The sequence below is a fragment of the Pseudonocardia sp. ICBG1293 genome (genome assembly GCF_020131355.1).
GTDB lineage: Bacteria > Actinomycetota > Actinomycetes > Mycobacteriales > Pseudonocardiaceae > Pseudonocardia.
This window is the reverse complement of sequence record NZ_JAHLEL010000004.1, coordinates 1-11,061: the sequence shown is the minus strand read 5'-3', so window position 1 is coordinate 11,061 and position 11,061 is coordinate 1. Positions and strand designations below refer to the sequence as shown.

Sequence of the window (11,061 nt, the reverse complement as noted above, 5' to 3'; positions counted from 1 at the left end):
CGCGCCGAGCGGGCGAGGTTCGACTTCCTGTTCCTCGCCGAGGGACTGCGCCTGCGCGAGCACCGCGGCGAGATCTACGACCTCGACGTGATGGGCCGCCCGGACACCTTCACGATCCTGAACGCCCTCGCGGCGGTCACCGACCGGCTCGGCCTGGCCGGCACGATCAACTCGACGTTCACCGAGCCCTACGACGTCGCCCGCCAGTTCGCCTCCCTCGACCACCTGTCCGGAGGGCGTGTCGCGTGGAACGTGGTCACCTCCTGGGACGCGTTCACCGGCGAGAACTTCCGCCGCGGCGGGTTCCTGCCGAAGGAGAAGCGCTACTCGCGGGCCAAGGAGCAGCTCGCCGCGACCGCCGCGATCTGGGACTCCCGCACCGGCCCGGACGACCGCGGCGGGTTCGCCTACTCCTCCGACCAGTTCGACGTGCACGGCCGCTTCTCCCTGCCGCGCAGCCCGCAGGGCCGCCCGGTCATCCTGCAGGCGGGTGACTCCGAGGAGGGGCGCGAGTTCGCCGCCGCGTCGGCCGACGCCATCTTCTCCCGGCACGCCGAGCCCGAGGCCGGGCGCGCGTTCCTCGCCGACGTGAAGGGCCGCCTCGCCCGCTACGGCCGCGCCTGGGACGACCTGAAGATCCTGCCCGCCGCGACGTACGTGCTGGGCGACACCGACGCCGAGGCCGCCGAGCACGCCGAGGTGATCCGCGCCCAGCAGGTCAGCCCGCAGACCGCGATCGTGTTCGCCGAGCAGCTGTGGAACACCGACCTGTCCGACCGCGACCCGGACGGCCCGCTGCCCGAGTTCGACCCGGTCGAGGGTGAGCTGGTGTCGAAGGGCCGCGCCAGCGTGCGCCAGTACCGGGACCCGAAGGCGGTCGCCGACCAGTGGCGCGCCCTGGCCGCGGAGAAGGGCCTGTCGCTGCGCGAGACGGTGATCGAGGTGACCGGGCGGCACACCTTCGTCGGGAGCCCGCGCACGGTCGCCGACGCGATCGACGACGCGGTCCAGTCCGACGCCGCGGACGGCTACGTGCTGGTCCCGCACGTCACCCCGGGCGGGCTCGACGAGTTCGCCGACCTGGTGGTGCCGTTGCTGCAGGAGCGCGGTTCGTTCCGCACCGACTACACCGGCAGCACGCTGCGCGAGCACCTCGGGCTGCCCACCGTGCGCTCGACGACCGACCCGACCGAGGCGGCGACGGCGGCCCCGTCGGCGGGCTGACCGTGCCGCGGTGACCCGGCGGGGGCGGTGCCCGGCACGACACCGCTCCCGGCGGTCCCGACCACGACGGTGCCGGTCACGACGGTGCCGGTCACGACGGGACGAGCACCTCAGGTGCGGTCGTCGCCGCTGCCCTCGGCCCGTTCGCGGGCCACGTTCTCCCGGTGCGCACGGACGGCGATCCACGCCATCGCGGCCGGGATGCCGAGCAGCAGCCCGAACGACAGCAACCCGGCGACCCACTCACCCGGCACGACCACCAGCACGATCACCGCGATCGCGACGGCCTGCAGGATCCGGTCCGCCCGGCCACCCGCGGGTCGGGGCGGAGCGCCCAGCTCGGTGTCCAGCTCCGGGTCGGACCGGCGCAGCTCCTGCTCGAGACCGGAGAGCCGCAGCTCCTCGTCGCGGTCGAGCGGCCGAGCGGCCGGCCGCGGGTCGGGGTCGCCGGTACCGCCACCGGACGACGGCGGCAGGGGCGGGGGTGTGACGGACATCGTGACCTCCTCGGTGCCACCGACCGGGTTCCCGCTCCCGGGGGCAGTCATCCGGGATGTGCGGTAGACGTCACCGATCCTACCGAAACGGACATACTCCCGCCGCTGCACGCGGCAGGCACCGGCGGCAGGATCACCGGCATGGACCGCTGGACCGATCTCGTCGAACGCCACGACCCCGCCGGAGTCCTCGACCGGCTCGACGGACGGCCCGCCCACGAGATCGCCGATGCGCTGGCCCGGATGGAACCGGTGGACGCGGGCTGGGTGTTCCGGCTGCTCGGCAAGGACCGTGCGCTCGACGTCTTCGAGGAGCTCGACCCGGTCGACCAGCAGGAGCTGCTGGCCGGGCTGCGCGACGACGCGGTGACCGCGCTGGTCGAGGAGATGGACCCCGACGACCGCGCCCGGATGCTGGGCGAGGCTCCGGCCAAGGTCGCGAACCGGGTGCTGGCCGGGCTGTCGGCCGGGGAACGGTCGATGACCGCGGCGCTGCTGGGCTACCCCGACGGCTCGGTCGGGCGGGTGATGACCCCGGAGACCGTCGCCGTACCGCTGCACAGCAGCGTGACCGAGGCACTGGCCGTCGTGCGGCGCAAGGGCGCGCAGGCCGAGACCGTCTACACCCTCGCCGTCACCGACGCCGGACGCCGGGTGACCGGCACCGTCTCGCTGCGCGACCTGGTGCTCGCCCGGCCGGACGCCGCCGTCGCCGACCTCGTCGACGACGACGCGCCGCGGGTGCGGGCCACCGACGCCGCCGAGGACGCGGCCCGTCTGATGGGTGAGGCGAACCTGCTCGACCTGCTGGTCGTCGACTCGGAGGACCGGCTGCTGGGCCTGCTCACCATCGACGACGCCGTCGAGATCCTGGAACGCGCCGACACCGAGGACGCCGCCCGCCAGTCCGGTGCCGCGCCGTGGTCGGGCCACTACATGTACGTGCGGGTCACGAAGCTGGCCCGCACCCGCGCGGTGTGGCTGGCGGTGCTGCTGCTCGCCGCAGTCCTCACGGTCAACGTGCTGCAGATCTTCGAGGACTCCCTGGAGCAGGTCACCGCCCTGGCCCTGTTCATCCCGCTGCTGGTCGGCACCGGTGGCAACGCGGGCGCCCAGTCCGCGTCGGCGGCGGTCCGGGCGATCGCCGTCGGCGAGGTCCGGCTCGCCGACCTGCCCGCCGTCGTGTGGCGCGAGCTGCGGGTCGGCCTGCTGCTGGGCACCCTGCTCGGCGCGCTCGGCCTGCTCGTCGCCTCGCTGCTGGTCGGGGTCCAGGTCGCCGTCGTGGTGGCGGTGACGCTGGTGGCGATCTGCGGCTGGGCGGCGACGGTCGGCGCGACGATGCCGCTGCTGGCCCGCCGGCTCGGGATCGACCCGGCGGTGGTGTCCGCCCCCCTGGTGACGACGCTCGTCGACGCGACCGGGCTGCTGATCTACTTCTCGGTGGCCCGGGTGGTGCTGGGGATCTGACCCGCGTCCGCGGTCCCGTCCCGCGCGTCGTCGGTGTCGGAGCCGGCGACCTCCGGGGAGGCGGGGGCGGCTGCGGCGCGACGCCGGGACATGACCAGGCTCGCGACCGCGGCGACGGCGATCGTCCCGGTGATGACCAGCAGCGACAGCCAGATCGGCACCTCGGGCACCGGCACCGGCTGCCCGCCGTTGATGAACGGCACGTTGTTCTCGTGCAGCGCGTGCAGGGTCAGCTTCACGCCGATGAACGCGAGGATCACCGAGAGGCCGTGCGCCAGGTAGATCAGGCGCTCCAGCAGCCCGCCGATGAGGAAGTACAGCTGCCGCAGGCCGAGCAGGGCGAACGCGTTCGCGGTGAACACCAGGAACGGCTCCTGGGTGAGCCCGAAGATCGCCGGGATCGAGTCGAACGCGAACAGCAGGTCGGTCAGCCCGATCGCGACGATGACCAGCGCCATCGGGGTCAGCAGGCGCTTGCCGTCGATGCGGGTGACGAGCTTGGCGCCGTCGTACTCGGTGGAGGTCGGCAGCACCTTGCGGACCAGGCGGATCAGCTTCGAGTCGCCGGCGTCGGCCTGCTCGTGGTCGTCGGAGGACATCGCCTCCCGGATCTGGGACCAGGCCAGCCAGAACAGGATGATCGCGAACAGGTAGAACACCGCGACGAACTGCTCGATGATCACTGCGCCGACCGCGATGAACGCGCCGCGCATGACGATCGCGATCGCGATGCCGATCAGCAGCACCTTCTGCTGGTGCACCTTCGGCACCGCGAAGCTCGTCATGATCAGCAGGAAGACGAACAGGTTGTCGACCGACAGGGCCTTCTCGGTCAGCCAGCCGGCCATGTACTCGCCGCCGTACTGCCAGCCGGAGAAGACGCCGACGCCGACGCCGAACAGCAGTGCGACCGCGATGTAGCCGGCCGACCAGATCGCCGACTCGCGCAGCGTGGGCTCGTGCGGGTCACGGGCGTGCCCGACGAAGTCGAACACCAGCATGCCGACGACGACTGCGAGCGTCGCCAGCCACACCCAGAGGGGAACGTTCATGACAGGGCCCTCCAGCGCAGGTAGGTACGCTGAAGGTCTCCTCCGCCCGCCGCGGTGACCGCGGCGGACCGGCGCCACCGGGACCGGCTCGGACCGGTTCCGTGATGACGGCGACGCCGTGTTCGGGAGTACTCCCCTTCGACGGACAGAACGCTAGGGCACGACCGCGGGTTCCGACAGTGGGGGGTACGCGAGCCTCGTCACATCTGTCCGTTTCCACCGGTGACCCTCCCGGAGGGCGTCTCCCGCACCCGGAGACGCACCCACCGGGTCAGCCCGCCGCCAGGCGCGCGGTCGCGGCGGCGCGGGCCGGCTGCACCGGACGTGCGGCGCCGGACAGCCTGCGGACGGCGGCGCGGGCGGTGGCCGACGTGGCCGCCCGCGCGGCGGGCGGCGGGGCGGCGCCGGTCGCGCGGGCGCGGACGACCGGCAGCGGCCCGGTGCCCGACACCCGCGGCGCCGGGAACGTCGCGGCGGCGACGTGCGCGGGCCGCACCGGCTCCTCCGGCAGCGCGGGCGGCGCCGGGGTCGCGGAGCCCACCGCCCGTACCGTCGCGGCGGACCGACCCCGCGCCGGAGCGGGCCCGTCCCGGAACGGCGTCGGCACCGGCGAGGGCCGGGTGTGCCCGTGCACCGGGTCCCGGCCATGCTCCCGGCCCCGGCCCGCCACCCGGGCGGCGAGCCACAGCGCGGTCCCCGGCGCCTCCAGGTAGCCCGCCAGTGCCCGGTGCACCCGGCCCGGTGCGGACAGCGTCCGGCCGCGGGCGAGATCGTCCAGGGAGCGGCGCACGACGTCACGGTGCTCGGGCCAGGGTGGACCCTGCGGGTCGTCGGTCCGGATCCGGCCCGTGAGGACCGCGGTGACGGTGACACCGGTGCCGTGCGACGAGGCCGCGACGCCCGCGCAGAACTCCGGCACCCAGGACCGCGGCGCGCCGTGGGCGTCACCGGGCACCGGGAGGTGCCCGGCGATGTTCAGCACCCCGCCCCGCCCGCGGGCGGTCATCGCGGTCACGGCGGCGTGGGTCAGGCCGACCAGGGCCGTCCGGTCGAGGCCGGTCTCCGCACCCGCGTCGTCGACGAGCAGCTCGACCGGCAGGTCCCGCTGGACGACCCGGCGCTCGACGGCCGCCAGCCCGGCCGGGTCGGTCAGGTCGGCGGGCAGCGTCTCGACGATCGCGCCGGTGGCGCGGCCGATCCGCTCGGCGACGTCGGCGAGCCGGACGGCGTCGCGCGCGACCAGGACGACGGACCACCCGCGCTCGGCGAGCTCGTGGGCGTAGGCGGCGCCGAGCCCGCGGCTCGCTCCGGTGACCAGTGCAGTCGGCATGACGCGGACGCTAGGGACGGTTCGCTGTGGGGCCCCTGAGAACGCCCGCTCCGCTGAGAGCCCGCTGAGGCCCGGTCGGAACCACCCCACCGGGCACGGCGTTCCGTTACTCCCCGCAACACCATCTGGGCTAAGAGGTCGTTTCAGAAGTCGGCGTGTCGGTCCTGTGTGGATCGGCGCTGGTAGCTGATCATGTCCGGTCGTGGCGCGGCGATCTTGTGTCGAGCGATTGGTGAGCGACGAGCTGTGGGCGCTGGTGGAGCCGCTGCTGCCCAAGCCGCGCAAGCACAAGCGGGGACGGACAGGCCGTCCGCGGGTGCCGGATCGGGCCGCTCTGGCCGGGATCGTGTTCGTGCTCAAGACCGGGATCAGCTGGAACGCGCTGCCCGCCGAGCTCGGCTGTGGGTCCGGAGTGACCTGCTGGCGGCGGCTACGGCAGTGGCAGCAGGCCGGGGTCTGGGCCCAGCTGCACCGGGTGATGCTCGACCGCCTCGCCCAGCAGGGCCTGCTGGACTGGTCGCGGGCGGCGGTGGACAGCGTGAGCGTGCGGGCCAAGCGCCGCGGCGAGGCCACCGGGCCCTCGCCGACCGATCGCGGGAAGGCGGGCAGCAAGTACCACGTGCTCTGCGACCGAGGCGGGCTCCCGCTGCATGCGCTGGTCACCGGGGCGAACACCCACGACAGTCGGATGCTCGCCCCGCTGCTGGACACCAACCCCGGCGTCCGCGAACGGGCGGGACAGCCGGGGCGTCCGCGACGTCGGCCGGACAAGGTGCACGCCGACAAGGGCTACGACTATCCCCGCTGCCGCCGCTACCTGAGTGGGCGTGGGATCGGGGTGCGGATCGCCCGGCGCGGGATCGAGGACTCCACCCGGCTCGGGCGGGTCCGCTGGGTCGTCGAGCGCACCATGTCCTGGCTGCTGGACTTCCGCCGCCTCGCGCTGCGCTACGACCGCGCCGAATCCACGATCACCGCGCTGTTATCGCTGGCCTGCGCCCTGATCTGCCACCGCCGCCTCACCAAGCCGAAGCCGAAGCCGAAGTGATGGTCGACCCAGCCCTCGCTGAGGCACTCGCCTACGAGGTCGGGGCCAGCGGCCGCCAGGCCAGCCACTCCAAGGCCCGGTCGGCCTCGTCAGGGTCGAAGCGGTGCGGGTCGAACGGCCCGCCCGCCCACTCCAGGCGCTCGGCGCGGTCGGGATGGTCAGGGTCGGCGAGCACGGCCTGGAAGTCCTCATACCCCCCGATCCCGCCGACGTCCTCGGGCGGGCACGCCCCCTGCCCGGCGACGCATCGCGGATAGCACACTCCCGGCTCGACGGCCGCGACCGCCTCGACGGTGATCTCGTGGGCCCAGTTGTCACCGAAGTCGTAGACGTAACCGAACCGGTCACCAGCCTTGACCAGCCGAAACAGCTTCTCTTTCGTCTCGTCGGCGACATCCTGTCCGGGCCAGTCCGGGTCTGGGATCCCGTAGCGGCGCCCGACGATCTCGAACTCGTGCAGATGAGAGTTCGTCCAGCCCATCACTGACTGCACCACCTCGTGCAACACCGCCAAGTCGACCTCGCCCGGCACCTGCACCCGACGCCGGACCGCCGGCACCACCTCGGTCAGGACGATCTCCAACTCGAAAATCTTCGTCTTCTCAGACACACGAGGCGCGACCATCAGCCGATGCTGCCAGCCCCGCCGTCACCGGCAGAACCGGGCCCACCACTTCTGAAACGACGTCTAACGTGCGCCCCCATCCGCGCCCATCAGCGGGTGGTCGATCGAGCCGAGGAGGCCACTGTGGCAGGCAAGTTCGAGGTGTACGAGGACCGGGGCGGGAAGTTCCGGTTCCGGCTGAAGGCGAGCAACGGGCAGGTCGTCGCCGTGGGCGAGGCCTACGAGACCAAGGCCGCGGCCCACAAGGGGTGCGAGTCGGTCCAGCGCGCCGCCGACGGCGCCACCGTCGTCGAGACCGACGCCTGAACGGACCCGCCCCGGGTCCGTGTCACCGACCCGACCGGCAGCCCGCCGGACGCGTCCGGTCCACGACGGGTCGGAACGCGTCCGGCGGGTAGCCGCCCGCCATGCGACGACACACCGCACCGGACGACACCACCCGCGACGACTCCACCCCCGACGACACCGGCTTCGCGGACACCCCCCCCCGGGGACACGGACCTCACCGACCGGCGGGTCCGCGCGTTCGCCGACGCCCTGCAGGCCTTCGAGCGCGACGGCGACGCCGAGGACCTGCTCGCCCGGTTCGCCGACGGCGCCACGGCCGAGCGGCTCGACGGCCGCGGGCCGCGCACCGACCTCGGAGCGTTCTGGCGGGAGTACCGCTCCCCCTTCGACCGGGTCGCGACGACCTTCCACCACGCCGTGCAGACCGGCGACTCCGTCGCGCTGGAGTGGGCCGGCGACGCCGTGCTCGCCGGGGGCCGCCCGGTGACCGTGCGCGGGGTCACCGTCCTCGACCTCACCGACGACGGCGCCGGCGACGGCACCGGCGCGGTCACCGCCCTGCGCACCTACTACGACACCGCGGTGTTCGTGACCCCGCCGCGCGCCCGGGGCTGAGCCGCCCCGCGGCCCGCCCGCCCGGGTTGTGGACCGCGCGGGCCGGGGTTACGGTCGGATCCCCGGTACCGGGCGCACGAAGGACACCGCCGACGCGGATCCGCTCGCCCACCGGTCCACACGAGATCCGTTCAACCGCGCAGCGGACCCCGCACCTGCCATCGGCGATTGCGAGGGACAATGCGAAGTCCCACCCTGCCCACCCGGCCCGCGACGGCCGCCGCGGCTACGACGACCTCATCCCCGACCTCGATGAGCTGGCGGCCACCCCACCCGGCGCGCCGGGCCGGGACGCGTTGCGCGAGTACGTGATCCGTGAGTTCCGTCCCCTCGTGCGCAACCTGTCCCGGCGCTTCGCCGCTCCTGGCCGGGGCGTCGAGGACATCGAGCAGGCCGGCATGCTCGGCCTGGTGAAGGCGGTCGACCGCTACGACCCGTCGTCGGCCACCGGCGGACCGCTCGGCTACCTGGTGCCGAGCATCCGTGGCGAGATGAAGCGGCACCTGCGGGACTACTCGTGGGCGGTGCGGGTCCCGCGCGACCTGAAGGAGCTCGCCGTCACCGTCGGGCGGGTCGCCGACGAGATGGGGCGGCGGCTCGGCCGCCCGCCGCGGCCGTCGGAGATCGCGGCCGAGGTCGGTGTGCCCATCGGCGAGGTCGTCGACGCGCTCGGCGCGCTGGAGTCCCACCACGCCAAGTCCCTGGACGCGCCGGTCGGCGACAACGGTTCGGGTGAGGAGCTGCCACTCGCCGAGCGGATGGGCTCCGAGGACCCGGCACTGGACCTCGCCGCGCACGGCCCCGGCATGCGGGCGGCGCTCAACGAGCTGCCCGAACGGGAGCGGCGGATGCTGGTCCTGCGCTTCTACGGCGACCGGACCCAGTCCCAGATCGCCGCCGAGCTGGGCATCTCGCAGATGCACGTCTCGCGGCTGCTGTCGCGGACCCTGGCGCGGCTGCGCGAGCGGTTGGCCGGCGACTGAGGATCCCCGGCCGCCCCGCCGCCGGCGCGGCGGCGGGGCCCGCAGGCTCACCCCGGCAGCGTCTCGCCGCCGACCGGTGCGAGGACCTCGCCGGTGTAGTAGGACGACAGTCGCGGCGCGCGAAGAACACGAAGGACGGAGCGATCTCGTCCGCCGACGCGGGGCGTCCCATCGGGGTCTGCTCACCGAATCCCTCGACCGTGTCCGGTGGCATCGTCGCCGGGATCAACGGCGTCCACACCGGACCGGGGGCGACGCAGTTGACCCGGATGCCGCGTGGGGTCAGCGACTGCGCGAGCGAGTAGGTCAGCGACTGCACCGCGCCCTTGGTGGCCGAGTAGTCGATGAGGCTCTTGTTCCCGCGCAGGCCGTTGATCGAGCCGGTGTTGACGATCGCACCGCCGTCGGGCAGGTGCTCCAGGGCCGCCTTCGTGACCCGGAAGTAGCTGTGGATGTTGACCTCGAAGGTCCGCAGCCAGGCGTCGTCGTCGATGTCGGTGAGTGCGTCGACCGGCTCCTGGGTGGCGATGTTGTTCACGACGGTGTCGAGCCTGCCCAGCTCCTCGACGGTGCGGCGCACGACCTCGGCACAGTGCCCGGCGTCGCCGAGGTCACCGGGCAGCGTCAGGCAGCGCCGTCCCTCCGCCCGGACGAGCCCGGCGGTGTGCTCGGCGTCGGCGTGCTCGTCCAGGTAGGCCAGGGCGACGTCGGCACCCTCCTTGGCGAACGCGACGCACACCGCACGCCCGATCCCGGAGTCGCCGCCGGTGACCAGGGCGACGGTGCCGGCGAGCAGGTCGCGGCCCCGGTAGCCGCGCATCTCGTCGCGGGGCTCGGGGTCCATCGCGCCGGTGTCACCGGGCGGGGTCTGCTGCTGGGCGGGCGGGCTGTCGGGCACGGGGCTCCCCTCTCGGGTCGGTCCGGGGCCGGCGCCGGTGACGCGACCTCGTCGGGACGGGGTGGGCACCGGCGGGCACCACCGAGGGGGGAACACGGCCGCACCCGCCGGCCGGACCACGCCTACCCGGGCCGTCGGGGGTGAAACGACGTGCGTGTGCGCGCCTCCCGGTGGGGTAGTCCGGTCCCCGTGCGGCCGTCCGGTCGCACGGCACGAGAGGAGACCCGATGGACGCGCAGCGGGCACGCACCCTGCTCACCGAGGAGCTGGACCGGCTCGAGGACGGCCCGGTGGTCACCGAGCAGCCGGCCCCGGGCGACGACCGCGTCGGCGAGGGTCTCGACTTCGGCGACGAGGGCTCGCGGGCCTACGAGTCGATGGCCCACGACCTGGACGAGCGCACCCGGCGCGCCCGCACGGTCCGCGTCCGGGCGGCACTCACCCGGCTCGACACGGGCGAGTACGGCCGGTGCGACGTGTGCGGCGAGCAGATCGACGACGAGCGGCTCGAGGTGCGCCCCCGACACCGACCGGTGCCGCGACCACCCCGAGGACGACGCGCAGCTACCCGGCCCCGTCGAGGGCTGAGCGTGCCGACGGGCCCGGCCCCCGTCCGGGGTGCCGGGCCCGTCGCCGTGCTGCGACGGCTTCTCAGGCGGTCGCGCCCTCCGGGTGCACCGGGTGCTTCCCCTCGGCGAACTCCTCGATCAGCTTCGCGCAGAACGCGTCGAGGTCGTCGGGGTTGCGGCTGGTCACCAGGCCGCTGTCGGTGACGACCTGCTCGTCGACGACGGTGGCGCCGGCGTTGCGCAGGTCGGTCCGGATGCTCGGGAACGAGGTGAGGGTGCGGCCCTTCACCACGTCGGCCTCCACCAGGGTCCACGGGCCGTGGCAGATCGCGCCGACCGGCTTGCCTGCGGTGAAGAAGGCCTTCACGAACGCCACCGCGGTGGCGTCGGCCCGCAGGTTGTCCGGGTTGACGGTGCCGCCGGGCAGCACCAGGGCGTCGTAGTCGTCGGCGGACACGTCCGCGA

General features: G+C 73.9%; 10 protein-coding genes and 3 pseudogenes. 7 read left to right on the top strand and 6 right to left on the bottom strand.

The window, feature by feature from the left end:
• Positions 1–1,224 (top strand): NtaA/DmoA family FMN-dependent monooxygenase (locus KPF47_RS00430; protein WP_224386218.1); only part of this gene is annotated, 1,224 nt, incomplete at its 5' end.
• Between the two features lie 110 nt (positions 1,225–1,334).
• Here KPF47_RS00430 and KPF47_RS00425 read toward each other — a convergent pair.
• Complete coding sequence (locus tag KPF47_RS00425; RefSeq protein ID WP_224386217.1) at positions 1,335–1,721, bottom strand: DUF3040 domain-containing protein; 387 nt, start codon at positions 1,719–1,721, stop codon at positions 1,335–1,337.
• A gap of 141 nt (positions 1,722–1,862) precedes the next feature.
• Here KPF47_RS00425 and mgtE point away from each other — a divergent pair, with 141 nt between their 5' ends.
• Positions 1,863–3,188 carry a magnesium transporter gene (gene mgtE / locus KPF47_RS00420; protein ID WP_224386216.1) on the top strand — a complete coding sequence of 442 codons (1,326 nt, stop codon included), beginning with the start codon at positions 1,863–1,865 and terminating at the stop codon, positions 3,186–3,188.
• Here the strand turns inward: mgtE and KPF47_RS00415 are convergent.
• Positions 3,152–4,240: a TerC family protein gene (locus KPF47_RS00415; RefSeq protein WP_224386215.1), complete on the bottom strand. Its 1,089-nt coding sequence runs from the start codon at positions 4,238–4,240 to the stop codon at positions 3,152–3,154. The two genes, mgtE and KPF47_RS00415, sit on opposite strands and share 37 nt — an antisense overlap.
• A gap of 271 nt (positions 4,241–4,511) precedes the next feature.
• The gene (locus KPF47_RS00410) at positions 4,512–5,570 is read right to left on the bottom strand and encodes an SDR family oxidoreductase (RefSeq protein ID WP_224386214.1); all 1,059 of its coding nucleotides are present in this window, start codon (positions 5,568–5,570) and stop codon (positions 4,512–4,514) included.
• A 202-nt stretch (positions 5,571–5,772) separates the two neighbouring features.
• Here KPF47_RS00410 and KPF47_RS00405 point away from each other — a divergent pair, with 202 nt between their 5' ends.
• A complete protein-coding gene (locus KPF47_RS00405) occupies positions 5,773–6,618 on the top strand; it encodes an IS5 family transposase (protein WP_224386179.1) in 846 nt (281 codons plus the stop codon).
• A 31-nt stretch (positions 6,619–6,649) separates the two neighbouring features.
• On the opposite strand, the gene KPF47_RS00400 is transcribed toward KPF47_RS00405, so the two are convergent.
• Complete coding sequence (locus KPF47_RS00400) at positions 6,650–7,243, bottom strand: plasmid pRiA4b ORF-3 family protein (protein WP_224386178.1); 594 nt, start codon at positions 7,241–7,243, stop codon at positions 6,650–6,652.
• A 123-nt stretch (positions 7,244–7,366) separates the two neighbouring features.
• Between KPF47_RS00400 and KPF47_RS39800 the strand changes: the two genes are divergently transcribed.
• The 3 genes and pseudogenes from KPF47_RS39800 (at position 7,367) to KPF47_RS00385 (ending at position 9,129) form a co-directional block, all read left to right on the top strand.
• Positions 7,367–7,549, top strand: coding sequence for a DUF1508 domain-containing protein (locus tag KPF47_RS39800; protein ID WP_224386213.1), 183 nt, complete (start codon positions 7,367–7,369; stop codon positions 7,547–7,549).
• 222 nt (positions 7,550–7,771) lie between these two features.
• Positions 7,772–8,146, top strand: a pseudogene (locus KPF47_RS00390) (nuclear transport factor 2 family protein); the annotation flags it as partial.
• A gap of 308 nt (positions 8,147–8,454) precedes the next feature.
• A complete protein-coding gene (locus tag KPF47_RS00385) occupies positions 8,455–9,129 on the top strand; it encodes a sigma-70 family RNA polymerase sigma factor (RefSeq protein ID WP_224386212.1) in 675 nt (224 codons plus the stop codon).
• A 47-nt stretch (positions 9,130–9,176) separates the two neighbouring features.
• Here KPF47_RS00385 and KPF47_RS00380 read toward each other — a convergent pair.
• Positions 9,177–9,973, bottom strand: a pseudogene (locus KPF47_RS00380) (SDR family oxidoreductase).
• Positions 9,974–10,254: 281 nt separating this feature from the next.
• Here KPF47_RS00380 and KPF47_RS40705 point away from each other — a divergent pair.
• Positions 10,255–10,542: pseudogene (locus KPF47_RS40705) on the top strand (TraR/DksA C4-type zinc finger protein); the annotation flags it as partial.
• Between the two features lie 136 nt (positions 10,543–10,678).
• Here the strand turns inward: KPF47_RS40705 and KPF47_RS00370 are convergent.
• Positions 10,679–11,061: type 1 glutamine amidotransferase domain-containing protein (locus tag KPF47_RS00370; protein WP_224386211.1), on the bottom strand; the 383-nt coding region annotated here is incomplete at its 5' end.